The sequence below is a fragment of the Syntrophomonas wolfei subsp. wolfei str. Goettingen G311 genome (assembly GCF_000014725.1).
Lineage (GTDB): Bacteria > Bacillota > Syntrophomonadia > Syntrophomonadales > Syntrophomonadaceae > Syntrophomonas > Syntrophomonas wolfei.
Genome location: NC_008346.1, coordinates 1197902 through 1223582, shown reverse-complemented (window position 1 = coordinate 1223582; position 25681 = coordinate 1197902). Strand labels below are relative to the sequence as shown.

Annotated in this window: 28 protein-coding genes and 1 riboswitch; of the genes, 7 read left to right on the top strand and 21 right to left on the bottom strand. The window is 41.9% G+C overall.

What is annotated here, in order from left to right:
- Positions 1-116 precede the first annotated feature (116 nt).
- Both SWOL_RS05465 and SWOL_RS05460 read right to left on the bottom strand, forming a co-directional pair.
- Positions 117-389 carry a type II toxin-antitoxin system RelE/ParE family toxin gene (locus tag SWOL_RS05465; RefSeq protein WP_011640489.1) on the bottom strand — a complete coding sequence of 91 codons (273 nt, stop codon included), beginning with the start codon at positions 387-389 and terminating at the stop codon, positions 117-119.
- Positions 382-651 (bottom strand): type II toxin-antitoxin system RelB/DinJ family antitoxin, encoded by a 270-nt coding sequence (locus SWOL_RS05460; RefSeq protein WP_011640488.1) that lies wholly within the window; start codon positions 649-651, stop codon positions 382-384. The genes SWOL_RS05465 and SWOL_RS05460 overlap by 8 nt, the downstream gene beginning before the upstream one ends.
- A gap of 918 nt (positions 652-1569) precedes the next feature.
- Between SWOL_RS05460 and SWOL_RS05455 the strand changes: the two genes are divergently transcribed.
- On the top strand, positions 1570-1824 hold the full coding sequence (locus tag SWOL_RS05455; protein WP_011640487.1) for a hypothetical protein: 255 nt from the start codon (positions 1570-1572) through the stop codon (positions 1822-1824).
- A gap of 82 nt (positions 1825-1906) precedes the next feature.
- Here SWOL_RS05455 and SWOL_RS14875 read toward each other — a convergent pair whose 3' ends face one another.
- The 4 genes from SWOL_RS14875 to SWOL_RS05435 all read right to left on the bottom strand — a co-directional run bounded on the left by SWOL_RS14875 (position 1907) and on the right by SWOL_RS05435 (position 4501).
- Positions 1907-2080 (bottom strand): hypothetical protein, encoded by a 174-nt coding sequence (locus SWOL_RS14875; protein WP_242649371.1) that lies wholly within the window; start codon positions 2078-2080, stop codon positions 1907-1909.
- 121 nt (positions 2081-2201) lie between these two features.
- Positions 2202-2924, bottom strand: a complete 723-nt coding sequence (locus SWOL_RS05445; protein ID WP_011640486.1) for an amino acid ABC transporter ATP-binding protein — start codon at positions 2922-2924, stop codon at positions 2202-2204.
- Complete coding sequence (locus SWOL_RS05440) at positions 2921-3628, bottom strand: amino acid ABC transporter permease (protein WP_011640485.1); 708 nt, start codon at positions 3626-3628, stop codon at positions 2921-2923. The genes SWOL_RS05445 and SWOL_RS05440 overlap by 4 nt, the downstream gene beginning before the upstream one ends.
- Before the next feature lie 81 nt (positions 3629-3709).
- Complete coding sequence (locus SWOL_RS05435) at positions 3710-4501, bottom strand: basic amino acid ABC transporter substrate-binding protein (protein ID WP_011640484.1); 792 nt, start codon at positions 4499-4501, stop codon at positions 3710-3712.
- A gap of 259 nt (positions 4502-4760) precedes the next feature.
- Between SWOL_RS05435 and SWOL_RS05430 the strand changes: the two genes are divergently transcribed.
- Complete coding sequence (locus SWOL_RS05430; RefSeq protein WP_162010599.1) at positions 4761-5447, top strand: polysaccharide deacetylase family protein; 687 nt, start codon at positions 4761-4763, stop codon at positions 5445-5447.
- Between the two features lie 53 nt (positions 5448-5500).
- Positions 5501-6235, top strand: coding sequence for a polysaccharide deacetylase family sporulation protein PdaB (gene pdaB, locus SWOL_RS05425; protein WP_011640482.1), 735 nt, complete (start codon positions 5501-5503; stop codon positions 6233-6235).
- A 187-nt stretch (positions 6236-6422) separates the two neighbouring features.
- On the opposite strand, the gene SWOL_RS05420 is transcribed toward pdaB, so the two are convergent.
- The gene (locus tag SWOL_RS05420) at positions 6423-6629 is read right to left on the bottom strand and encodes a hypothetical protein (protein ID WP_041427413.1); all 207 of its coding nucleotides are present in this window, start codon (positions 6627-6629) and stop codon (positions 6423-6425) included.
- Between the two features lie 337 nt (positions 6630-6966).
- Here SWOL_RS05420 and SWOL_RS05415 point away from each other — a divergent pair, with 337 nt between their 5' ends.
- Positions 6967-7179, top strand: coding sequence for a YgaP-like transmembrane domain (locus tag SWOL_RS05415; protein WP_041427412.1), 213 nt, complete (start codon positions 6967-6969; stop codon positions 7177-7179).
- 29 nt (positions 7180-7208) lie between these two features.
- Here SWOL_RS05415 and SWOL_RS05410 read toward each other — a convergent pair whose 3' ends face one another.
- The 3 genes from SWOL_RS05410 to SWOL_RS05400 all read right to left on the bottom strand — a co-directional run bounded on the left by SWOL_RS05410 (position 7209) and on the right by SWOL_RS05400 (position 9206).
- Positions 7209-8138, bottom strand: coding sequence for an MBL fold metallo-hydrolase (locus SWOL_RS05410; RefSeq protein WP_011640481.1), 930 nt, complete (start codon positions 8136-8138; stop codon positions 7209-7211).
- A 115-nt stretch (positions 8139-8253) separates the two neighbouring features.
- Positions 8254-8658: a hypothetical protein gene (locus SWOL_RS05405; protein ID WP_155814141.1), complete on the bottom strand. Its 405-nt coding sequence runs from the start codon at positions 8656-8658 to the stop codon at positions 8254-8256.
- A 233-nt stretch (positions 8659-8891) separates the two neighbouring features.
- Positions 8892-9206, bottom strand: a complete 315-nt coding sequence (locus SWOL_RS05400) for a hypothetical protein (protein ID WP_011640479.1) — start codon at positions 9204-9206, stop codon at positions 8892-8894.
- A gap of 947 nt (positions 9207-10153) precedes the next feature.
- Here SWOL_RS05400 and SWOL_RS05395 point away from each other — a divergent pair.
- Positions 10154-12616: a sodium-translocating pyrophosphatase gene (locus SWOL_RS05395; protein ID WP_011640478.1), complete on the top strand. Its 2463-nt coding sequence runs from the start codon at positions 10154-10156 to the stop codon at positions 12614-12616.
- 250 nt (positions 12617-12866) lie between these two features.
- Positions 12867-12985: riboswitch (molybdenum cofactor riboswitch) on the bottom strand.
- Here the strand turns inward: SWOL_RS05395 and SWOL_RS05390 are convergent.
- The 11 genes from SWOL_RS05390 to SWOL_RS13525 all read right to left on the bottom strand — a co-directional run bounded on the left by SWOL_RS05390 (position 12960) and on the right by SWOL_RS13525 (position 23376).
- Positions 12960-13394 carry a DUF3842 family protein gene (locus SWOL_RS05390; protein ID WP_011640477.1) on the bottom strand — a complete coding sequence of 145 codons (435 nt, stop codon included), beginning with the start codon at positions 13392-13394 and terminating at the stop codon, positions 12960-12962. It overlaps the preceding riboswitch by 26 nt.
- 129 nt (positions 13395-13523) lie before the next feature.
- Complete coding sequence (locus SWOL_RS05385) at positions 13524-14192, bottom strand: N-acetylmuramoyl-L-alanine amidase (protein ID WP_011640476.1); 669 nt, start codon at positions 14190-14192, stop codon at positions 13524-13526.
- Between the two features lie 172 nt (positions 14193-14364).
- Positions 14365-15279 (bottom strand): MBL fold metallo-hydrolase, encoded by a 915-nt coding sequence (locus tag SWOL_RS05380; protein WP_041427411.1) that lies wholly within the window; start codon positions 15277-15279, stop codon positions 14365-14367.
- Between the two features lie 53 nt (positions 15280-15332).
- Positions 15333-15584, bottom strand: a complete 252-nt coding sequence (locus SWOL_RS05375) for a DUF4491 family protein (protein WP_011640474.1) — start codon at positions 15582-15584, stop codon at positions 15333-15335.
- Between the two features lie 212 nt (positions 15585-15796).
- Entirely contained in the window at positions 15797-16534 is a 738-nt protein-coding gene (locus SWOL_RS05370; protein ID WP_011640473.1) for an amino acid ABC transporter ATP-binding protein, read from the bottom strand.
- Between the two features lie 5 nt (positions 16535-16539).
- The gene (locus SWOL_RS05365) at positions 16540-17325 is read right to left on the bottom strand and encodes an amino acid ABC transporter permease (protein WP_041427410.1); all 786 of its coding nucleotides are present in this window, start codon (positions 17323-17325) and stop codon (positions 16540-16542) included.
- Positions 17326-17359: 34 nt separating this feature from the next.
- The gene (locus SWOL_RS05360; protein WP_041427409.1) at positions 17360-18193 is read right to left on the bottom strand and encodes a transporter substrate-binding domain-containing protein; all 834 of its coding nucleotides are present in this window, start codon (positions 18191-18193) and stop codon (positions 17360-17362) included.
- Positions 18194-18428: 235 nt separating this feature from the next.
- The gene (locus SWOL_RS05355; protein ID WP_011640168.1) at positions 18429-19649 is read right to left on the bottom strand and encodes a transposase; all 1221 of its coding nucleotides are present in this window, start codon (positions 19647-19649) and stop codon (positions 18429-18431) included.
- Positions 19650-19949: 300 nt separating this feature from the next.
- A complete protein-coding gene (locus SWOL_RS05350) occupies positions 19950-20702 on the bottom strand; it encodes a transposase (RefSeq protein WP_011640472.1) in 753 nt (250 codons plus the stop codon).
- Between the two features lie 106 nt (positions 20703-20808).
- A complete protein-coding gene (locus SWOL_RS05345) occupies positions 20809-22290 on the bottom strand; it encodes a PAS domain-containing sensor histidine kinase (protein ID WP_011640471.1) in 1482 nt (493 codons plus the stop codon).
- Positions 22291-22380: 90 nt separating this feature from the next.
- Positions 22381-23376, bottom strand: coding sequence for a PocR ligand-binding domain-containing protein (locus SWOL_RS13525; protein ID WP_049750103.1), 996 nt, complete (start codon positions 23374-23376; stop codon positions 22381-22383).
- 165 nt (positions 23377-23541) lie between these two features.
- Between SWOL_RS13525 and SWOL_RS05335 the strand changes: the two genes are divergently transcribed.
- Both SWOL_RS05335 and SWOL_RS05330 read left to right on the top strand, forming a co-directional pair.
- Complete coding sequence (locus SWOL_RS05335) at positions 23542-24408, top strand: Gmad2 immunoglobulin-like domain-containing protein (protein WP_011640469.1); 867 nt, start codon at positions 23542-23544, stop codon at positions 24406-24408.
- 292 nt (positions 24409-24700) lie between these two features.
- Positions 24701-25660, top strand: a complete 960-nt coding sequence (locus SWOL_RS05330) for a cation diffusion facilitator family transporter (protein WP_011640468.1) — start codon at positions 24701-24703, stop codon at positions 25658-25660.
- Positions 25661-25681: the final 21 nt, after the last annotated feature.

Here is a 25681-nt window from a genome sequence, read left to right as displayed (position 1 = left end):
GCGGTTTGCGTGCTAAGGCCAAGGAGATGAATCTTCTTTAAACAGGGGCATGCCCGCTTGGGAATCGCCCCTGTTAAGTTAAAGTAAATCCATAAACATAATTTCATTTTAGCGGATTAATACAGGTCGCTGTGGGTTCCGGTGCGTGTCAAAGACAATATCAAGATATCCCCTTCAATTTTATAAATTAGTAACCAGTCAGGTGTGATGTGGCATTCCCTATGCCCGGCATAGTTACCGGTAAGTGGATGATCAAGATACTTCTGGGGAAGGACCTTCTCTTGAACCAGAAGATTAAGAACTTCTTCGAGAAGCTTAACATCATAACCTCGCTTGACAATAGCTTTAAAGTCTTTTTTAAATCGGCTGGAGTACCTGATTTTAAGCATTCAGATCCTCCATTAATGCACTTACACTATCAAAAGTTTTGCTCATATTGCGGTTATTATTAACATCATCAATGGCAGCCATGCTTTCTTCGTTGGGCTTTTCGATGCGGAGATCAAAAGGGATGCCACCGTAGCGAACGGAGTAACGCAGGAATATATTCATGGCTGTGGACATATTAAGCCCCAGTTCGTTAAATACGGCTTCAGCTTCCCGCTTTAATTCCTCATCGACACGAATATTTAAATTGGTTGTTTTGGCCATGTTTATCAGCCCCTTTCTATAATTAAATTTTAAGGTATTATATGCAATTGTCAATATATTATACACAAACGCTTTACAAAGTCATTACAAATGGGAAATTAATTGGCAAGGCGGTCAAACATACGAACTGGGCGATTATGATTGGAGGACTGCTATAACCCGGGATAATGGATTAAGACGATAACTGGGAAATAGCTTGTTTTACTTCCAAGAAAATAATCAAAAAGAGGCTACTACCGGATGAACTGCGGCAGTAGCCTCTTTTATATAAGCTTACTAATCAATCCCAATTCCGTATTTTGTTATTTCTGCTGGTAACTGATTGTTGATTCCACTGCAAAAAGTAATAAATATGCACTCGGATGAATAATTGACGCGGAATCCGCGGAATCATTAGGGAACTACGCGGATTTGTTTAGGGTTAAAATAGAGAGAAATACGGAGTATTTCAACGATAATTCTTAAATTTTAATTTTTAATTCTTAATTCTTAATTCTTAATTCAAGACTACTTCCTTATTAACCACATATTCACTAATATGCATTCTCTACGACCTCAAGCCCAAACTGCAGACCGTACGTTTTGCCGCTCTGGTTGATAGGGGTTTTTTACAAAGCGGTCGACTGGTGTACAAAGACTGCATACGCTGGAGCGACAGCCTGATGCTGTACTGTTATGAAATGCTGGACGAAATGAAAAAGGGGGGACGGCTGTTCAACCTGCGGGAGTAAACGGGGGAACCGGATGGACATAAGAAGCTTTTGCATAATTTAATTAGATTTTTTGTAATCATGGCATATAGCTTCTTTCTTTGCGCTGCTGTGTTTGATTGCGGTTTTATCTCTATATCGTACTCAAAAGCGTGTTTTCTGCAATGTTAGGCGCTTTTGCGACCTGCGCGGTGCTTTACGCCGGTAGGTGCGGGGCAGGGTAAATTACGATGAAGAGAATCTTCGCAATATTTACGTAGCTACTGATATTAACGGGGATAATAAAGTTGAGGGGGTAATCGTTGAAAAGGTATCCGGCAATAACTGCCAGATATCGGTTAAACCCCCTGGTGGCCAATGGTTAGCCGGGGCAAGCTACTACTTGATACTGGAACCTGGCTTGCAATCAGCTTTAAATAAAACCCTGGGTATAAAAACGAGAATGAAGTTTACCGTGGAATGAGATTAAGCAGGGATTTCCATATTAGGAAGTCCCTGCTTTTTTGTTTGACAAAATGTAGGGATCAACAATAATGTTCTGACCGTTAAAAAGGCAAAAGCGCTGAATATGCTAATTTCAAAAGCTTTAAATCGACCGCCGCACCCTTCTGGCGGAAAAACTGAAATAAAATATTTTCCAAAGATAGTCCATTCGGATGTGTCCTGGTTAACACCTCTTTTGCTTTTACCTCACCAACCTTTTCAGATACCTTTTGCATATAAGCCGGATATCGTTCAGAAATATGATAATACAACTGAACACTTCGGTCCTAATGATTTGATTACCCGGGAACAGGCGGTCTCAATAGCTGGTAAAGGCCTGGAAACTGGAAGCTTGCATTATAACACTTTGCTGAGAAAGGCTTTTGTTCTAGAATTTGTAGGGTTCTCAAATATCTGTTGAGGGGAGTTTTCTTCTACAATCAGTCCTTCATCCATAAAAAGAACCCGCTGTCCTACCTCCCGGGCAAATCCCATCTCGTGGGTTACTACCATCATGGTCATGCCTTCCCGGGCCAGGTCCTTCATTACCTCCAGAACTTCCCCGACCATTTCCGGATCCAGAGCGGAAGTGGGTTCATCAAATAACATGACTTTGGGCTGCATAGCCAGCGACCTGGCTATAGCTACGCGCTGTTTCTGCCCGCCAGATAACTGAGCCGGGTATACATCATCCTTATCGAAAAGCCCTACTTTTCGAAGCAACTCCCGGGCTATGCGCGCGGCCTCTGCTTTATCGGTTTTTTTAATTATCACCGGGGCCATGGTAATATTCTCCAGCGTAGTCCGGTGGGGAAAGAGATTAAAATGTTGAAAGACCATTCCTACTTGCTGCCGTACTTTGTTTATGTCGGTATGAGGCGATGTTAATTCAATACCATCTATAGTTACCGTACCGGAATCAGGTGTTTCCAGTTGATTTACACAGCGTAAAAGGGTACTCTTCCCCGAACCACTGGGGCCAATAATACATACTACCTCCTGGGGGGAGATGTGGCAATTAATACCCTTTAGCACCTGGAGAAGACCAAAGCTCTTATATAGATTCTTTACCGTAATCATTCAGTTGCTAACCTCTTTTCCAGATAATCACCCAGCATGGAAAGCAAGCGGGTTAACAGCAGATAAAATAGGGCTACTGTACCCCAAATCCAGGCTGCTTCATAGGTAACCGAAACCAGTATCCTTCCTTGATGGGTTAGTTCCTGAGCCCCAATAACGGCAACCAGCGAAGTATCCTTGAGCATGGCTATAAATTCATTTATCATCGGGGGAATTACAATTTTATAAGCCTGGGGTAATATTACATACCACATAGCCTGGCGATTGTTCATGCCCAGCGAACGCGCGGCTTCCGTTTGGCCCCGGTCCACTGCCTGAATACCTGCTCTGACTATTTCCGCAATATAGGCTCCACTGTTAAGTGAACATACTATTACTGCAGCCTGAAAGGAAGTAGCATCAAATACCAGTGGTAGTATACCAAAATAGAAAAGCAATATCTGAACAAATAACGGGGTACCCCGAAAGAAATCAATATATACAATACCCGGGATGGCTAGTATTTTATAAGGTGACATTTTTAGCAGGGCAGCAAGTAAACCAAGGAACATGCCGAAGGCAACTGATAGTGCGGTTATTTCCAGGGTTAGCAAAGTACCTTTCATCAAATGGCCCATATTATGACTAACTACCTGAAAGCCATTTGAGTCCAGCACGGGCTGCAGTATATTTAAACAAAATACATTTAGAGCGAAAAGCTGCATTTAATTAAATCCCCCTGAGCACACAATCAAAAGCGCGAGGCTTGACTCGCGCTTTTCACCTAGCATCATATACGGCTACTTTTAATCAAACCATTTCTTATAAATCTGTTCGTATTCGCCACTGGCTTTAAGTTCGTCAAGGCCCGCGTTGATATCGTTAAGGAGCTTGCTGTTTCCTTTCTTTACGGCAATACCATACTGGCTATCAGCACTAAAGACTTCACCCACCATTTTTACGGAATCATTACCACTGGTCTTAATGTAATCAGCAGTAACCGGATGGTCATTAATAACCGCATCTACCCCGCCCTTCTGTAGTTCCATAAAGGCTTCACCTACGGATTCGAAAATCTTCACATTAGTACTGGGGTCTTTATCCTTTATTTTCAGGCAGGTATCGGCACCGGTAGTTCCCACCTGGGCAGCAATTCTCTTGCCTTGCAGGTCTTTGGTAGTAGTAATACCGGTAGTCTCTTGCTTTACCGCAATTATAAGCCCAGCATCGAAATAGGGTTGGCTAAAGTCCACAACTTTAGCTCGGTCCTCATCAATAGTAACCGCAGCTATAACACAATCAATATTACCGCTTTGAACGGCGGGTATCAGAGCATCAAAACCAAGGTTCTTAATCTCAACTTCATAACCCTGGCTTTTCCCGATAGCCCTTATGATGTCCATATCAAATCCACTATACTCGCCATCTTTTATCATTTCAAAGGGTGGGAAGGTAGCTTCGGTACCAACAATTAGCTTTCCCTTTTGGCTTTCTTGAGCGCTGTCATTGTTGTTCTGCTGCGCTTTACAACCGATTACAGTTACCAATAGGCCGGTAATTAATAATCCTACCATAAGTACTTTGATCCATTTTTTCAATTGCCTATCACTCCTTAAAATCTAATGTAGTAGAAATATACATAATCACATTATATACATTGTCGATTATATTGTCGATTATTTATATATTTTGTAGATGGGGCACAGGAGGAGGCTTCTTTGATTGCTAACTCAATGTGGAACATAAACAGCCTTTCTAAAACATATAAATTAGAATCAGTAAATAAGGAGAACTGCTTTTATGTTTTTTGTATTACAAAGGCGAAGCGTGGGGTTTTTTTTAGGAGGAATCTTGTTTTTGGGTATCTCACTTGGAGCCTATAACCTGGCCTTGCACCCCAATATGCATAATTGGAAAGCCCAGAAACTGGTGATAACTGATGTAAAAACTACGGAAAAAGCAGTGGCCCTGACCTTCGATGACGGTCCCGATCCGGTAAATACCCCGGTAGTTCTTGACATGTTAAAGAAGCATCAAGCCCAGGCTACCTTTTTCGTTGTGGGAATAAGGGCGGAAAAACAGTCTGATCTTTTGCAAAGAATGGCCAATGAAGGGCATGAAATCGGCAACCATAGTTATAGTCATGCTGATTTCAATCACAAGAAAAAGGAGTTTTACCAGGAAGAAATACGAAAAACCAATGCATTAATTGAACGCATCAGCGGCCAGAAGTCCAAGCTTTTTCGTCCACCAGGCGGTTATCTTTCCTATGATATGGTTGAGGTCACCCAGAAAGAAAAAGTCACCATAGCCTATTGGACCTATCAGCAGGATAGTAAAGATTGGCAAGGAAACAATTCCTCTCAAATTGCGGCCCACATAATAAAAAACATAAAACCTGGTCAGATAATAATACTTCATGATGGCTATAAAAACGGCCTGGAAACAGCCCGCGCAGTGGATAAACTGATTCCTGAGCTTAAGCAGCAAGGCTACCGTTTTCTAACTATGAGTGATTTAATGCTCCTGGAAAAGCAGGAATAAAGCTGGAAACATCGCCATAAAAATGTAGGAGAATAAAGAGAGGAGGAAAAAGCATGCCCAAGGTTTTTGGTTTTTACAAGATACGGGCCAGAACCAGACTGACCCTTACTGCTCTGATTACCCTGATTATCCTGGTAAGTGGGGCTTTATATGTACAGGCCTATAATAAAAACAAGCCGGTATATGAAGTACCAAGCGAAAAAAAGATGGCGGCTCTTACTTTTGATATTAGTTGGGGTAACAAAACTCCCATGCCAGTTATTGAGATTCTGAAAGAAGCGGATGTTACCTGCACCTTTTTCCTTTCCGGTCCCTGGGTTAAAGAAAACCCGGAAGTAGTACAAAGGATTAAAAAGGACGGTCATGAACTGGCAAGTCATGGCTATCGCCATATCAATTACAGTACTTTAAGTAAAAGCGAAATTAAGGAAGAGGTTATGAAAGCTCACAAGAATATTAACGAGGTAGCAGGAGTGAATGCTAATTTGATAAGAACTCCCAACGGAGACTATAATGACCATGTTATCGAAGCCATTCATGAAATAAATTATGAGGCTATTCAATGGAGTGTTGATTCTCTGGACTGGATGAATCCGGGAACCGCTACTATTATAGAAAGGGTAAAGAAGAAGGTTCATCCCGGAGCCATTATTCTTATGCACGCCAGTGATACTTGCAAGCAAACTACCGATGCTCTGCCTGTTGTAATTGAAAATCTTAAAGAGCAAGGCTATGAACTGGTTACAGTCTCGACCTTGCTTAAAGAAATGCCCCCAGAAAATAATTGAAGCCATTTGATCCTACCCTCAAATGGCTTCCAGCTTACTCTTCCTGGTCTTCAAAACCGTCAATGTGTTCCAGACCAATGTCTTTGAGTATTTCGTCTATTAACTTTTTATCCAATTGTAGTCCCCTCCTTTCTCAGAATATATGTAGCTTAATGTTCTCACAGAATCCTGGCCAAATTTTTTGTCGCTATATATAACATGGCAACCAGGCTGCAAAACATAAACCTAAACCAGCATAACGTATATCCCTGATTTTCACAAGGGTTAAACAGCTATTTACAGGTAATGGAATAATCTCTTTAAGATAGAATCGCCGAAAACTGATATTTCCGTTAGCACTTTGCTCGCGGATTTTTTTCATCTCGGTAAACTTACTTAGTAGTTTTTTATCCAACTATTCCTCTCTCAAGCATTTTTAAAATTATAATTCTTTCCTATTTTAATAAAATTATAATTCTTTCCTATTTTAATTCATTCTATAATACTACTTTTAAGAAATCATTAGGAATTCGTAAAAAGCAGGTTAAAAAGGTTAAAAATCTCCTTTTAAGAAAACCTGTCCTGATTAATCTAGCGTTCTTCTCCTATTTCTCCTGAAATAATCCCCACTATCCTAAACTTAACAATGCCAGCTCGCATACTTGGACTTCCCAGGCTTAATACTAGATTTAATTAATCTTTTAACTTACATGACGATGAGATGGGGTTAAAGTAAAAGTGAGGTTAAGCTAATGTTAAGTAGAGATGGGGTAATAGCCCGGTATATTTTAGCCTTTTGTTTCTTTTTCTCTTCCGGTTCAGAAATGTTAACCGGCTGGCTGGCTACCCTTAGCGGTATCCTGGGATGCGTAGAACTGGCCACAGCTCTATTAAAATATTCCCCGCTATATGAATTATGGGCTATAATCAAAAATCATTACCAACAAAACAAAGCAATGGAATAATGAAGGAATATATATTAGGCCGGGGAATTCTATCCTATTCTTATGTAATGGGTCTCATCAATTTTTTTCACTTTCCCGGCTTTCTCCAGGCGCTTAAGGTGCTTATCAATCATCATTTTAGTAAAAAAGACAGCAAACGGCGTTTTCCCTTTGAAGCCTTCTATAAATTCCTGCCGGGCAATATCCTCAATAGTCCTGGGCTCAGCCAGGTAAATCAGGCTCTGTTCTTCCTTCTTCAAAGGCACATCCAGATAGGCCTGCAACAAAGCAGGAATATTATCCTGAGCAGCGTCAAATACCCTCCGGTGCGAAGTTACCAGTATACGGGGGTTTATTTCTATCAGCTTTTTTATTGATTTTTCCAATTCGTCAAAATCAGAAAGTCCTCCCCCATACCAGGGTCCGTCCGGTGCCAAATCCAAATCAGCAGAAAAGAGAATCCCTTCCTTTTCACAATAAAAAGCATAATGACCGGGAGAATGACCTGGCAGGTGGATAGCCCTCAGCGAAGTTGCCCCCAGTTCGAAAACATCCCCATCCTTTATTAAGCCATCCAATTGAACTTCCTGAAAACCACGCTGGGCTGGTACATCTTCTGGAAGCGACATGGTGCCAGAGAGGAGTCCCCGGTCCATCTGCCCCATCAGTCTTTCCCAATCGTAAAAACCGGAGAATTCCAGGTAAAGCTCCTGATTCTGATAGGTCAGAGCTTCTTCCCTACCCGCCATAATCCTGGCTCGGGAGAAAAAACTGATTCCATTTACATGGTCAAAGTGGTTATGACTGAGCAAAAGCAACTCAATCTTATCCGTAGGTATTTCCGCATAAGCCCTGCCCCCTGAACCAGCATCTATAAAGGTTTGCACCTCATCATCGATATACAACGAATTACTATACGGGAACACAGCCCTGGCCTCCGGCCTAATCAACTTAATTACGCGGGTTAAAGCAATTATCATTTTGTAACTCCCTCTCCAATAACAACTTCTCTTTCTAGATAAAAAAGCCCGGAAATCCCGGGCTTGACTAACATTTCATTATGGGAGATATTATTCCCTATCTAAGCTTATCATTCTACTCCAATTTTTCCAACATTTCCAATACCATATCAAAGAAATAGTTGATATCCTCCCGGTTGTTAATTCCGGCTTTGAAAGCCACTTCAGGGAAACGGCTCTGACTGTTGATTTTAACATTAACTGTATATAGTGCCTGATCAATCTCCTCTTCCAGGCTCTCCAGGTCAGCCTCACTCCACTCTTCATCCAGAGCTAATTCATCATCTTCAGGATTATGTCTTATGTGATGAAGATTGATTTCCTCGTTATTATCAATAATCTGGGCAACTATCCACATTACATCCGTGCAAGTCATATCCATTTCTTCGCTTAATTGTAGTATTTCGTTGGCTACAGGTGTGATCTTTAATAAGTCGGAGAGATTTACCGGTTCTCCCTTTCCCCATCTTTTCTTCACCATATCACCTCCGTAAATATTAGCCGACGGACCAACATAAGCTTTGCCAAGGTTACTATTATGGGTAATACAATAAACCATTGCCTATTAATTGTCCATATCAAATTCTACTCTTATTATTAAGATAATATGTGAGTCCCCGCCAAAAAATAGGGTTTAGAGGGTCTCACTATGACTTGCAGGTAATTATACCCTATTACTCATACCACGCTCATAAAAATATCATAAATAATATCTCATTGCAAGTTTTTATGTGGGCTATTAAACTCTTCCACCCCATATAACTCTTTTCGTTTTGCTCTACGTAAGCGTTCCACATCAGGCTGAACCATTTTCTTAAGTTCCTGTCGATTATCACTAATAAATTTCTCCAGCTCAGCGGTAGATAATCTTTTATCATGACGGTTCAGGCGAATACTGAGACATTCGTTTAATTGCAGGTAAAAACTGAATTCTGCTTTGGCCTTTTCTCCATTAAGCTCAAAAACCGCATCTCCGCCCGCTCTATTGCGGTCAGTCAGGCGTAAATTTTCAAAACCGATAAACTTCAAAACATACACCTCCAGACTTACACTCCTAGATATTTCGCCTCGCTATAAATATTCGTTTCGACATCTGCAAGCAAATCCCTGCAAAAAGCATTGCTAGTATGTAGAAGTCGTGATTGTTTTGGATTTTCCTATTTCGCAATAAAGGTAAGAATGACTCCCCTGCGAAGCGCCCTGTCGGGCACAACTGATTGTCCCTTCGGTCGCTTTTAAGGTTGCTGAGCGGTATATTTATACAAGCAAAATAATATTTATGACTTTTTGCAGTAGAATTAAGAATGGATAATATAAATAAAAAACAGGAGACATCCCCTGATCAAATAGCTATATGTTTCATAAAATTCCTTGGCGATATTAGCTTTACATAAACTTGTTGTCAAGTCAAGAGATAATCAAAGAAATCTCGTTAATTTCTGAGATAGCCTGAAATATCGTACAAATTTCCTGTTTTTTCGGTACTTTGGCAGGAAAGCCTGTATTTTGGGCTTTGAAATATATCTCATAGAAGTCTAATATTCTTAATATGACCTTATTGTGACCATTTTTCACCTCAAATTAACCGCAGTAGAACCAAACCTGTTCTGTGAGACCTTACTCACCAAGTGCTGTGGCTTAGAATATAAAATCGTTTCGGGCTTTAAAAATATTCTGTCCAAGACAGGATCAGGTTTTTTATGAGGTATAAGGAGGCGATAAAACGTTAATAAATAAAATTATGTCAGCAAGCTATTCCAGGGGGTTAATACCGTACCCAAAAAGGACTTGTTGAAAAACTATTATTCAAAAATTAAGCCATGTCAGCTCTAATTAGCCCAGGTTAGACCCGGCAACAATCGGAGTGGATTAGCTACCGTCAAAATGAACTGTTGTCGACCCGGGCGAGCTACATAAAGACTAGTGATTCTCCACTAAGCAAGACATAAAAAATTCAGAAAGAAGGTTGATAAGTAGTGACTTTGGATTTTGTCACTCTATTTCCTATAGGGAAGCAGGTAAAAGCAGCTAAGGCCATGTTCTCTGCCCTTTTGAGCTTGCTTATGCTGTTGCTGTGGCCAGCGGTAGCCTTTGCCGGTGAAGCCAACCTGGTTATTCCGACTTTGAGCCCGGCACAGAATAATTTGCTTATCGGTGGTATTGTGGTTTGTATACTGGGTATGTTTTTCGGTCTTTACCAGTTCATCAAGGTAAAAAAATTCCCCGCCCACCAATCCATGCTGGATGTGGCGAGTATAATTTACGAAACCTGCAAAACCTATCTAATTCAGCAAGGCAAGTTTCTAATATTACTATTTGCCTTTATTGGAGTCTGCATAGCCTTCTACTTTGGCTTCCTGCAAAAAACTCCCTTGAGCGGGGTACTGCTGATCCTGGCCTGGACCGTGATAGGTATCCTCGGTTCCTACAGTGTGGCCTGGTATGGTATCCGTATGAACACCCTGGCCAACAGCCGTACCGCCTTCGCAGGCTTGGAGAAGAAACCGCTCAAGGTTTTAAATATTGCGCTTGATGCCGGTATGAGCATAGGGGTGCTCCTGGTCTGCGTTGAATTGATTATGATGCTCATAATCCTGCTCTTTGTACCGCGAGAACTGGCCGGTGCCAGCTTCATCGGTTTTGCTATTGGTGAATCTCTAGGAGCCAGTGCCTTGCGTATAGCGGGCGGAATCTTTACCAAGATTGCCGATATCGGTTCCGACTTGATGAAAATCGTCTTTGGTATAAAAGAAGATGACCCGCGTAATCCCGGGGTTATTGCCGACTGTACTGGGGATAACGCCGGTGACAGTGTAGGCCCAACTGCAGACGGATTTGAGACTTATGGCGTAACCGGCGTAGCCCTGGTCACCTTCATAGTTCTGGCAGTAGCACCAGCCCTGCAAACGGCTCTCCTGACCTGGATCTTTGTAATGCGCGTATTGATGGTTATTACCTCCATAGCATCGTTTTACATCAACAGAGCTTTCAGCCAGGCCAAATATGCCGGTAAGGAAGATTTTGATTTTGAACAGCCCTTAACCAGCCTGGTATGGATTACTTCCCTTCTATCCATTGTGGTCACTTTCGCAGTAAGTTATTTCCTACTGGGACCGTCCTCCGACGCACCAGCTAACCTGCAATCGCTATGGTTTATCCTGGCAGCAATAATAAGTGTTGGAACCCTGGGAGCCGCTCTGATTCCTGAATTCACCAAAATCTTTACCAGTCCCAAGTCCGATCATGTGGCTGAAGTTGTCAAGGCCTCTCGTGAAGGCGGTCCTTCCCTGAACATTTTATCGGGTCTGGTAGCTGGTAATTTCAGTGCCTTCTGGATAGGCATGGTTTTCCTGGCTCTCATGTTTACCGCCTATTATTTCAGCGGCTTTGGATTAGCCGAAATTATGATTTACCCCTCCATATTTGCTTTTGGTCTGGTAGCTTTTGGTATGCTGGGTATGGGTCCGGTTACTATTGCCGTAGACAGCTATGGACCGGTTACTGATAATGCCCAGTCCATCTATGAGCTATCTCTGATTGAAACTATCCCCAATATCAGCAAACAGATTCAAAAGGACTTCGGTTTCAAACCTGACTTCGATAAAGCCAAGTACTATCTGGAAGCCAATGATGGTGCCGGTAATACCTTTAAGGCAACGGCCAAGCCGGTATTAATCGGAACCGCTGTGGTTGGAGCTACTACCATGATTTTCTCCCTGATTCTGGTTATCCAGAGTGTTCTGGGAGTGAAACCTGAGAGCATCCTTACCATACTCAATCCCTATACTATTCTGGGATTCATCTGCGGTGGAGCAGTAATCTACTGGTTTACCGGTGCTTCCACCCAGGCCGTAACCACCGGAGCCTACCGGGCTGTAGAATATATCAAAAAGAACATCCGGCTTGATGAAAAGGCCAGCCAGAAAGCTTCTACGGAGAACTCAATAGAAGTGGTAAGGATTTGTACCCAGTATGCCCAGGCCGGCATGATCAACATTTTTATCGCCATTTTCTCCTTTGCCATGGCTTTTGCCTGCCTCTCCGCTCCCAGGACCTATGAAGCACCAGTAGCTCTCTTTGTATCCTACTTGATTTCCATCGCCTTGTTCGGTTTGTTCCAAGCGGTCTTTATGGCTAACGCTGGCGGTTGCTGGGATAATGCCAAGAAAGTCGTAGAAGTGGATATGCAGGAAAAGGGTACTCCTTTACATGATGCTACCGTGGTGGGTGACACTGTAGGCGATCCTTTTAAAGACACCTCTTCAGTGGCCTTGAATCCCATCATTAAGTTCACCACCCTCTTCGGTTTGCTGGCTATGGAAATTGCCATTTCCGAGTCTTTCCGGGATATAGCTCCGGTAGTCGGCGGCATCTTCCTTATTATTGCTCTGTTCTTCGTATGGCGTTCCTTCTACGGCATGAGGATTCCCAGCGAATAGAATAATAATAGAGCTATAGTAACAGAATTAAAGCCTCACAACCCTTATAGTTGTGAGGCTTTTTTGATGATAACTAAAAAGCACTGGCCCGAACGATATTCATTACTCCTAGTTCAGCGATACTTCCGGCTAATTTTATTTACTTTGAGATAATTTAAAATCTGCATTAAAAAAGCCCAGCTAAAGAAATGCTGGACACAGATGCACAATAATAAGCAATTGAACCCTTTATGGATATGCTTATAAAGTACCTGCCTGCTGAGCATCTCCTTTTCACAATACGGGAAGGCATATCCGTTTCCGCATATACCCACAGGCTTTTAAACCATAGTAAACCTTAGATCTAAAAGCTCGGAGAACTTGATATTCTATCATAAATATTTTTTACCCGGTTTACCAGGTGATCCACCTGAATGGGCAAAGGTTCGTCATTGGCTCCTGAAATCTCTATTCCGCAGCGATTTAAAGGTATGAGTATTTTAATCGCTTCCGAAGAAGCAATCGCCTCCGCCATACGCGGTGTAAGTTCTCCGGAATAAGAATTAGCAGCCAAAATAGCCACCGAGCCGGCAATTATATCTGCCCTTTTAAGCGAGTAAGTAACGGCATTCTCGCCGCTAGCCCCCTCATTAGCTCCAGCTTTTAGCATCATAGAACTAGCTACGGCATTGGTGCCCAGAGCAATAATACTACAGCTTTGTCCCAATTCGTTACGAAGCTTTTCCACAATAACTCTTCCTATCCCCCCTCCTTGACCATCAATTACTGCTATCTTCAAGTTTTTCCCTCCCTTCTATATTTTTCACCTAAGTATAGCATAACTTTGCTCACAAAAAAGTAAGGCACAGCAATGTGTTTTTTTGCCAAAAATAAAATGGCAAAACTCATTGTCATGCCTTGAAGATTTTCATTTATTCTTTTGTTTTAAAAGGTTTAAGGCAACCGCCAGCACAAACCATTTGGGGGCAGGATCATCAGGCTTATGTTGATCGGTAATCAACCCCAGCTTTTTGGCCTCTTTCATCAGTTCCGTCTTCCATTTTTCCGGCATTTCCCCAGTCTCTTCTTTCTCCCCTTTGAGATCAGAAAATAAGCGTTTCCATGGAAAACGAGAACCAGGGCAATTAGACCTGTTGATGCTATCAATACGATAATGTCCAATTATATGCTCTTCATCTACCGCTATATTAAAACGAGATACCAGTAAGCGGTGCAGGCAAAGACTAGCCTGGTATTGCTCTTCGCTGAGACTATCTCCAGCCAGGGCCTCGTGTTCAATGGATAGGGTATAGAAGTTGGGATTGCTGCCATCATAAAGAACCCAGTTAGGCTGATTAACGATACCATTAGCCCAGGCAGTATCTTCCTCCTTAACCAACTGGAAGATTTGCCCTTGACGAGAAATTAGGAAATGGGTACTAACACGAGAGGCCGGATTTTGGAGCCAGGATAATGCTCCCGGCAGCAAGCCAGCTGTAATGTGGTTAACGATAGCTATTGGTTTTCTACCCCTGCGACCTGCACTAAAATTCGCTGTCCCTTTCCACTCAATCTTGCAATTCAGCTCTTGATTCATACTCAAATTATCACCTCCACAGAAGTAAACCGTGGGAAAAGAACCTCAACTTTCGATGGGAATAGGAGGGATAATTACATCCATAAACGCCAAGGAAGTTACTATATTAAAGTTAAAATATTCCTTGTTGAGATGGGAAACTTTATCGTACAAATACAGAGGTGATTTAACTTTAGCAACGTTTATAGCGGCCCTTTTCCACTTCTTCTACCATCCCCTCCCACAGTAAAAAGCGTATATGGTTGCGCAGGGTCATCTTTTCCCAGAATAGGAGATAAATATCCCGACGCCCGTGGAAAACCATTTGATATTCAAGCAGTTCATCAATAGTATGCGCCTCTTTAAGCAAGTCCAAAATGCGCTCTTGCCGTTTGAAAACTACTCCGATATACTGGTCTAGCCTTTTTTCAATCTTATCGAAAATCAGCCTCCGGTGGGAGGGTACGATAAGGCCTGGGTTTATTTCTCGAATACGTTGAACTGAAGAAACAAGCTGGCCTATATCAGCACTATTACTGCTATACCACGGTCCGGCTACTACCAAATCCATGTCCCCAGAAAACAAAATTCCCTCTTTTTCAATCCAGAAGCCATAATGCCCAGTAGTATGACCCGGAAGGTGTATAGCCGTAATTTCGGTTTTTCCCAGTTGAAAACGTTCCATATCTTTAAAAATACCAGCCAGCGGTATATAACGAAATCCCGGTTTTACGGGGACATCATCAGGAAGAGGTTTAACCTCGCTGAAAGCTACCCTTTTTATTCCCGGCATCATTTCCGCCCATAGTTCATAACCATGAAATTTGAGATATTCGTTTTCATCACTATAAGTTTTGCTCTCTTCTTTTCCCGCATACAATCCTGCCCTGGGGAAAAAACTATCTCCATGAAGGTGGTCAAAATGAGAGTGGCTGATTAAAGCCAGCTGCACCTTCTCACAAGGTATCTCTTGAAATGCCCGGCCTCCAGCCCCCAAATCCAATACAGCGGGGATATCATCTTCCACATAAAGACAGTTTCCATAAGGATATCTCGGACTATCTTCAGGAGTCACCACAAAAATCCTTGGACCAATCTGCTTTAACAAACACTGCCACCACTTTCAAAAATCAAAAATCCTATTAACCCATTAACAGCATATTAAGCGCGCCGTTTGGCCTGGTCAAACATCTCCTTTACCGACCACAGGTTAATAAAAGCATTATAGCCCCACCACATGGACCAGCCTACATCCTGCATTCTTAGCGAGAAATACAGGCAGACCAACCCCAGCAAGAGAAACCCCACCCAGGGCCAGGTAGCAAAGCGTTGTTCAAGTATTACAATTAGTATATGGTATATGCCAATTGTAGCCAGGACATAGAGACCGAAATATAAACCTATCCAGTTCATTATCCAATTATACCTCCACTCTTCCAGGTGAAAAAAATACAGGACTAATCTACAGATTTTCTCCAGATAGACCCGTATTTTTCTCCTCTGTTAATTGAGAACTTAAGGGGAGCAGCATAAGCATAAACTGTAGTTACAACCAGTATATCAAAAATACTAAAAAATGCAGGCATGACCATTGAAGGATTTTAGAATAGGCAGAAGTCGGCGGGCTAATTCTCCAGAATCCTTTTTAAAAAAGTACGGGTTCTTTCGTTACTGGGGTTGTTAAACACTACATCAGGAACATCGTCTTCGGCAATGACCCCGCTATCCATAAACACGACTCGATTGGCTACATCGCGAGCAAAGGCCATTTCATGAGTAACAATCAGCATAGTCAAACCGCTTTTGGCTAGATTCTTCATTACCTTGAGCACTTCACCTACCATTTCCGGGTCGAGGGCACTGGTAGGCTCATCAAACAGCAGGGCTTCAGGTTCCATAGAAAGTGCTCGGGCAATGGCAACACGCTGTTTCTGCCCGCCTGATATTTGATGGGGCTTGGCATTGATAAACTGCGACATGCCCACCAGTTCCAGGTAATCCATGGCCGTTTTCTTCGCCGCCGCAGTATTCTTTTTTAATACCTTAACCTGTCCAATAACACAGTTGTCCAATACATTTAGATTATTAAAGAGATTGAATTGCTGAAAAACCATACCCATTTTGGCTCTATAGACGGCATTAGACATTTTTTGCTCCAGAATGTTTTGTCCATGATACACTACTTCCCCGCTGCTCGGAATCTCCAGAAGATTTAAGCAGCGGAGAAGAGTTGATTTTCCTGAACCACTGGAGCCGATTATACAGACCACTTCGCCTTTACTGACTGAAAAGTTAATATCTTTCAATACTTCAATCTCTCCAAAACTTTTCTGCAGATGATTTATTTCAATAATTTTTTCCATTTTTCTTACTCCCTCTTGGAAATCTTAATTTCCGCCTCAGGTACCGTTTGCGAACCATGGATAGTATAGACCGATGGACCATCTAATTTTGCTTCAAAATATCTAAGTATGCGGGTTACAGTAAAGGTCATTATGAAATAAATAATGCAGGTAATCAAAAAAACTTCAAAATAGCGGAAGTTATTGCCTGCCGCCGAATTAGACTGAAAATATAGCTCGGTAACCCCTATAACATTAAGCACTGATGTATCTTTAATATTGATAACGAACTCATTGCTTAAAGCCGGTAAGATATTACGAATGGCCTGAGGTAGCACAATACTGATCATGGTCTGGGCATGAGTCATGCCTATAGCATGTGATGCTTCAAACTGGCCTTTATCTATGGATATAATACCACCGCGGACAATTTCCGCCATATAAGCCCCGGTATTTATGGAAACAATAAACACACCGGCAAATATCGGGGACATGCGTATGCCATAAATCATGGCACTGCCATAAAAAATAACCATAGCCTGTACCATCATAGGGGTGCCACGAAATACTTCTATATAACAAAGCAAGAAATAATCAATTATCTTCAGAACGATTCTTTTAAACAGATTGGTATTGTGGTCAACGGGAATCGTGCGGATGATTCCTATTAATACACCAATAAGAAAACCTATAATCGTACCGCTAAGCGAAATTATAAGGGTAACCTGGGCCCCTCTCAAGAAGAGGGGCCAGGAACTTTGCAAGATATATAAAACCCAGGTAATAAAACTACTATTTGCATCCACTACCATCAGATAAACACACTCCTGTTAATTGCTACATTGATTATTGCGATGCAGGCTGGTTTAAAATGGCATTTTTCATTAATTCATCCCGTTGTTCCTGTGATATACCGGCTAAAACCTGGTTAATATCATTAACCAGCTCAGTGTTGCCTTTTTTAATCCCCACTGAAATGGCGATATCATCAGCAGTAAACTCAAATCCCTGACCTTGGGCAAATTCAGCCATGCCAAACTTGGCATTGGCGCTTGTGGCTGAAACTCCTTCAGGCTTTTCCGAGACATAACCATCAATGATACCCGACTCCAGGGATACCCGCATAGCCGGAAAATCAGCCATGGCAGTTTGTTTTTTTACATTGGGAATTTGATCAATAACTGTGTAGTGGAATGTATTTTGCTGGGCCGTAATTTTGGCTCCGGCGAAATCCTTTAAACTTGTAGCTTTTTCATATTTCGAGCCTTTCTTGACAACAATAACCAGGTCAGAACTGTAGTAGTAATCGGAAAAATCCAGGGTCAGTCTCCTATCAGCCATTGGAGACATACCGGCAATAATGCCATCAATGGTACCCGACTGTACGGCTGGGGTCAGCCCGTCCCATTTAGTTTTAACAATAACCAGTTCCTTGCCCATTCCCTCAGCCAGTTTTTTGGCAATTTCCACATCATAACCACCGGCAAACTCCTTGCTGCCAGCAATAGGGACTGCTCCATTCGAGTTGTCCAGTTGGGTCCAGTTAAATGGAGGATATCCGCATTCCATACCTACCTTAAATTTCTCGGCCTTATCACCACTTTTACCGCAGCCCACAACACTTATGCACAGAGCCATCATCAGGACTGCGCATATTCCTAGTTTTACAAATTTCTTCATTTTGTCTCCCCTCTCGAAAAATTATTTTGGGTTCCGCACCCTTAGATAAAGATATGAGACTTTTGCATAACTCAAAAAAATCCGTATAGCAAAAGCAAATATTTGAGTAACACAGCGCCGCTGCTTTACAGTAAATTACAGTTAGTCAATCTAGTTACATTCGTTAATAAATAATTTCAGTAATTGGGCATACTCCTCCCTTTAAAGGGATAGTTCTTAAAAAACTGATAAAATATTATGCTGCTGATGATCTAGTACTGCTGTCTTGGTTTATTGCTATTACAGCTGCAATCATAGTTATAGCGCAGAGATAAGCGTGGGTTTCAACCTTAGTTATTTTTCTAACGTTTAGCCCGTCTTCTAAACCCAGGTTTTCCTTAAAACGGCTGAAACAGCGTTCTGAGTAGGTTCTCAAATTATATTGCTTCTGCCAGTTAGCAGAGCCCCGGTGGGGACTTGAAAATAACCTGGGATCGTCTTTAACTTTAGTTTTTACCACCATTCCATAGTTGCTATCAGAACACCAGGCGGAGCCAAAAGGACAGTCGCATTTACCCATAATATGAGGACATCTAAACTTGTTTACTCCCTGATAGGAACCCCAGTACACCATCCGATACCTGGCAGAACAGATGGGAGTTCCATCCCAATCAAAACCTTCTGGAGGTTGTTTAGCACCCCGCTTATTCAGGGCAATGATAGCTTGGGCGTGGTATTTATCTCTGATTACAGAATATATTTCACGGTGGTCATAGCCAGCATCCATCAGGAAGTAAACTATTTTGGACTGAGTATTGGCACAACATTTCTCAACCAACTCCAAAGCTACACTGGAATCAGAATAATTGGCCGGTGTTACCTTCATTGCTATGGGAAGCCCGGACTTTACATCGGTGCCAATATGGAGCTTGTAGCCAAACCACTTGATAGGGTTGCCGTTGGTATCACTCTTAATACCCCAATCAGCGACATTACCATCCTGGATGATATTCTTGCGGGGAACGGATTTTTCATAAGCTTCTACCTTGGTAGCGTCAATTGCTACTGAACTAAGATCAAGAAGGCCCATTTCCTCTGCTTGTTTAACCAGGGAAGTAAATAATGTTTCTAAACAACCGCTCTGAGCAAGTTTTGAATAAAACCGGCTAAAACATGATTTGCTAGGCGCGGTACCAAATGGTTCAAAACCGCAAACATACCGTAGATGAGGATCATAAGTAAGTCGTTCAACCAGTTGAGTAAAGGTACCCATGTTCTCTAGTCTCATAGCTATCAGGGCATTTAACATCGCATAGGCTGGGTATGGTTTTGGTCCAACTCTTATCTCGCCAGGTTTATCTAATTTGCAAAGAACTGGTTTTAGATCAAGGGTGTTAATTATTTTCTCAAGCCTTGATTTCGGTTGTATTTTTAATGCGTCTTCAAAGGAGAAAATACAGTTCTGTCGAATATTCATAAGTGACTTCGCCTCCTACGGGTTATTTGTTTAGTCACTTATTAATTCGGCAAAATGGGGGTGAAGTCCTTTTTCTGTACGACTAAAACCCCATTATTTTGGGTCTTAACTAATGTGCAAAAGTCTCATATTGTAACATTTTATCGAATGGCATTCCCAGTTTATTTTATAATTTTGCCTTTAATTAAATTACTTGAAGACAGGGGGACGTTTCGTTTGTCTCATTTCGTGAAGACAGGGGGACGTTTCGTTTGTCTCATTTCAACGCCCTTTCGAAGACAGGGGGACGTTTCGTTTGTCTCATTTCAACGCCCTTTCTACGATGCTTTTTCCGATGCCTAATACGCGGGCAAGTTGTCTGATACTTACCCCGGTGCTTTGATAAATATCTTTGATCAATGCGTTTCTCATGTCATTTGGCATATCAATTAAGTCATTTATACCAAAAGACTCTCTAATAATATTCTTTAGGATTTCATCTGTATACTTTGATGACTGCTTGTAATCCAGACACTCACTATTAGTTGGTTCATTCATATAGCTTTCGAATTCTGTTTGTATTTTAAAGTATTCCATAATTAAAAGGGGGTCAATATGTGAGTTATCACCTTTATAAGCCGCTAGATATTGCAAATAACTGCTCCATTTATAATCGGCAAGCTGCGTAACTATCCGAGCTTTCAAGGGGTTTTGATGAATATATTTTACAACGGTCAATAGATAGCTTTCCGTTTCAACTGGTTCACTAAGATATCTATTTTGGAATAAGTGCCCTATTCTACCATATTTATTATTATGCCATTGTACATAACCAACCGCTATTCGTTTAATACTGGTTCCAATACCTTCGCTTTCTTTGATTAGAATGTGCAAATGATTATCCATTAAACAATAAGCATATAGCTCAAAATTGCCTTTATCGCGGGCTTTAAGCATATTTTCAATAAACTTTTCCTTGTCCTCATCGTCTAAAAAAATATCCCGACCATCAATTCCTTTTAGCATTACATGATATATTCCGGTTGAGCTTCTTTTTCTAGCATATCTTGGCATTTTTATCATCCCCGTTCAACAAATCAAAAACCAACAGATAAGACAAACGAAACGTCCCCTTGTCACGCACTTCCATTCCATTGAAATCCCATGTTAATTAATGTTATTATGTCATGGGCTCTTCTCCCGTTTCGCTCGGGAACCTGAGATAAAAGGTAGTGCCATCTGCACTGGTCTCTACATCGATTTTGGCATTATGCTGCACGGCTATCCGGTAGCAAACTGCCAGCCCCAAGCCTGTCCCATTTTCTTTGGTGGTTAAAAAGGGTGTTCCCAACTTATCCAGCAATGAAGGGTCTATTCCCTTACCTTGATCTTGAACGGCCAATATCACTGCTTCATCTTCCATATATGTTTTTATAGTCACATAGCCAGGTAAAGACATGGATTCCAATCCATTATTAACCAGATTTAGTATCAGTTGTTGAATTTCTTTATTATCCAGAAGCAAGTACGGTATGTCACCAAGTTCCAGTTTTATGTATTGATCTTTACTCAAAGCCTTGGCCTGAATCAGCGGCAGTAATTTATTAATTATGGCATTGAGATCTCCTGGCTTCATATCCACCATCTTGTTTTTAGCTAGTGAAAGAAAATCGGTGATTATAGCATTGGCTCTATCCAGTTCTTCTATCATCAGATCAAAATACTCCAGCTCTTGTATGTAAACCTTATTCTCCCGCATGATTTGCAGATACCCGCGTACAGTGGTCATGGGGTTCCTGATTTCGTGTCCAATGCTGGCGGCCATTTCTCCTACTAAATTGAGTCGATCCAGGCGAGACATTTCCACTTCCATTCTTCTGAGTTCAGTTATATCCGTAAGTACGCTGAGCAAGCATGCTTGGCCATTAATATCAAGACCTTCAGCAGAAAGTAATCCCAGCCTTTGCTCTCCGCGAATATTGCCAAAAACAATTTCCATATCCCGAACCGATTGCCTGGCCAGGATGCTTTGTTTTAGGAGGTCACGCTCCAGCGGGTTTAACCAAAATCCTATCTCCAATGATGTTCGGCCAATCACTTCTTCATAATCATAACCAACAATACGCGCAAATGCCTGGTTAGCCTTAATAAACCTTCCCTCCTCCAGGGTAGTAATAGTCATTATGAAGGGACTGGTATTAAAGGCTTTGAATAAGCATTCCTCCGACAAACGCAATGCTTCTTCCATTCGCTTTCTTTCCGTAATATCTCTAGTGGTAGTAATAAGATATTCTTCACCATTCAAGTCCATTATCTCGCCGGAAACTAACAAAGTCCCAATTTTGCCGTATTTTGATCTTAATTCTATTTCAAAGTCGCGAACTCTGCCTTTTTCTTGTATTTGTTTTATTACCATGTCCCTTTCTTCAGGATAAACCAATATATTTAAATCAATTACACTACGCCCAATGACCTCGTGACGTTCATAACCGGAAATGGCAACAAAAGCATCATTTACTTCAATATAACGCCCTTCTTTTATGGTGCTGATGGTCATTATGTCAGGGTTGGAATAAAAAACTTTGGCAAATTTCTGCTGTGATTCAAACAAGGAAGCTTCAACCTTCTTACGGGCTGTAATGTCGATACTTGCGCCCACCATGCTTAACGGCTGACCTTCTGCATTTCTGGCTACTACCTGACCGTGATCCAGAATCCATTTCTCTTCATAAAATTTGGTAATTATTCGGTATTAGGCCGCGTATACTGTTGTTCGTCCCTGTAGATGTTCATTAATAGCCTTCATCGCAGTACTCATATCATCGGGATGAAGACGCTTTTCCCAATTTTGAATATCTACCTCACAGTCCTCAAACGAATAACCCAACATTTCGGCCCAGCGCGGGCTGTAATAAACCTTACCCATTTCAATATTCCATTCCCAAAATCCATCATTGCTCGTCTCCCAAAGCAGTCTAAATCTTTCCTCTTGCTTTCTTAATGCCTGTTCTGCCCACTCAATTTGGCACTTCCGGCTAAGTCCTATAGATGCAAGAAATTGGCCCAATTGCATATAAAACTTCATAATGCTTTCTATCTGTTCTTCAGGAATTACCGGAACCCGGCGAAGTGCCTCCAGGTAGGCATTTTCGTCAAATCCATACTTCCGGGCCTGGCGACTAAAATATTTTTCATCGGGCGGTTGATGCAGAAGCTGTCCTATGAAGACGGTAGCCAAATGTTCCCCTTCCACAATGATAGGGGTAGCATAATCCATGAGGCCATTTAAACACTTATACCCTACATAAGGTCCATCATGCAGGTGGGCTGATATGTAGCTGTCGCTTTCTTTACACCTGCACCTACTTTGCGGACACACCCGGTGAAACCGGGTACAAATATCCTGCCAACCTATTCCGCTCAGTATGTTATTATCTATATCAACGAGGGCATGGGGCAGTCCGGTAGCTTCATATAAAGATTTTAGGAATTGCTGAAGAAGAGGGATATCTACTAAATCCGAAAACATATATTTCTTCTTGCTATTATCGTTTTCTTCTGGCTCCGCGCTTTCGGAAACAAATAACTCAGCCCGGCCCGTAGAGAACCAACGTTTGGGTGAAGATGATTCAGAGGCTGAAGAAAGCCGTTCTTTATCTTTTAGAATAAGTTCCAATTCAATATTTTTCTGCCTAAGTTTAGCCAGTTCATCTATTAGTTGCTCTTTTGTCATATTTTCATAATTCACTCATGCAACCTCCTCAGCTTATAACAATCTTTAATTACCATAGCGGATTACTTAAGCAAATCATGTCGAAAAGGCTTATTTTAATGTATTAGGTCAAATTTTATGGACAATTATTAAATAGAAGGTAATACTAGAATATGAGATAAATAATCTGGAGGTAATTATATGAATCTTGTTAGAAAAGCCCCTGCCCTCATACTGATTTTGCTGTTGTTATGGTTGCCTTCCGGCTGCGTCCAGCAAACGGGTAAAGTCCCAGGTGATAAAGACAATAAGGAAAAGCCGGCTCCATCAACACCGGTTGCTCAAACGGCCGATCTTGCTGTTTATTATCTCAAGATGACTAATGATGATGCTTATCTGGTGCGAGAAGTACACCAGCTTAAGAAAAGCTCGAACCTTCCCCAGCTTGCCCTAAACGAATTAATCAAGGGCAAGCCGCTTACTCCCGGAGCTAATCGAGTTCTCCCCCCAGATACAAAAGTTCTGGGAATCAAAATTGATAAGGGGCTGGCTACCGTTAACTTCTCCTCAGAGGTGCTTAAGGCCAATGTCGGTGCAAGTGGTGAAGCGCTGGGAATAGCCAGTATTGTTAACACCCTTACGGAATTTCCCGATATTCAAAAGGTTTCCTTTATGGTAGACGGTCAGGTAGAAAAAGCCATAGATTGGTGGGGGCACATTGGTTTATCCGAACAGCCATTTAGCCGCAATCTGGCTGTGGTATATGAGCCGGTTATTTGGGTAACCTCTCCAACTCCTGGAGATACTATCAGCAGCCCGGTAGAGGTCAGCGGTACTGCCCGCGTATTTGAAGCCATGGTAAGTATTCGCATAAAGGATGCCCAGGGTAAAACCCTGGTGCAAGATTATACCGCTGCCAGTGAGGGTGCCCCCGGTCGTGGAATATTTCAAAAAGAAATCACCTTTAAAGCCCCCGGTCCGGGTGAAGGTCAAATTGAAGTCTTTTGGTTGAGTATGAAAGATGGCAGTGAGCAGGATAAGGTAATCATCCCGGTAAAGTGGAAATAATTATAGCATGATAAAGCGGCAGGGGCTTAACTAGTAAGAAATGGGGTAATAAGCATCTGATGTCTGATGACAAATAACCCCTCACCCCTTACCCCTCACTTTTCTACAAATATCACCCTTGCCTGATATAAGTATTTTTGATAGAATGTTGGGAACAACTAAAGGAAAACTTGGTCAGGCCTTGGGCCGGGCCCCAAAGGGCAGCGGAAAATTACCGTGGGACTATTATTAAAAGTAAGAGTCTACGGTAATTTTTTTAGCTTAAATTATTCTTTTTGGGAAGGTGATATATTTGGATAAGTTCACATCTTCAATATCTGACTTCTTAATAAGCAAAACTCTTAAGGATACTTATACTGAAACAAATATTGAAAATCCTGAACATAGAAGAAAGGTAGCTTACCTGGAAGCCTGGGTTAGCATTATCGGCAATATTGTTTTGGCTATTATAAAGTTCATCATGGGGATATTGGTAAACAGTATTTCTCTTATCGCGGACGCAGTTCATACCGCTTCTGATGTACTGACCTCGCTGGTAGTAATTATTGGATTTAAACTGGCTGCTTTACCAGCAGATGAGGAGCATCCTCATGGCCATGGCCGTATTGAATTCATTGCTACCCTTGTTATTTCTTTGCTGCTGATAGCAGTGGGAATAAAATTTGGTTTCGATTCTTATAAAAGGCTCATAGCCAACACTCCGGTAGCGGGAAGCTACTTTGTAGTTGTCGTTATGCTGTTTGCCGGCTTGTTTAAGGAATGGATGTCCCGTTTTTCCATCGACCTGGGGCAAAGAATTTCTTCCTCCACCCTTATAGCTGATGCCTGGCACCACCGGACTGATGCCATAGCTTCAGTCTTAGTGGCTATTGCCATTTTAGCCTCTAAATTTGGCTACTACTGGGTAGATGCTGTACTGGGCTTTGTTGTGTCGGCCTTGATTGTTTGGACGGGTATCGAAATTTTCCGCGAATCATGCTCCAAGATAATCGGAGAATACGATGAGGAGCAGGTAAAGCGGGTTAATCAGTTAGCCCTGGCGATACCTGGAGTAATTGCGGTTCATGACACCAGTGTGCACGATTACGGGGCTAATAAAGTGGTTTCCCTGCACATTGAGGTAGATCAAGGATTGTCCGTGGTCAAGGCTCACGCCATTGCCGATGTAGTTGAAGTAAGCATAAACCAGTACCTCTACACTACCTCAACAACGGTTCATGTTGATTGGGTAGATAATGAGGCGCAAAACTAAAGCAGAGGAATTCCCTCTCTG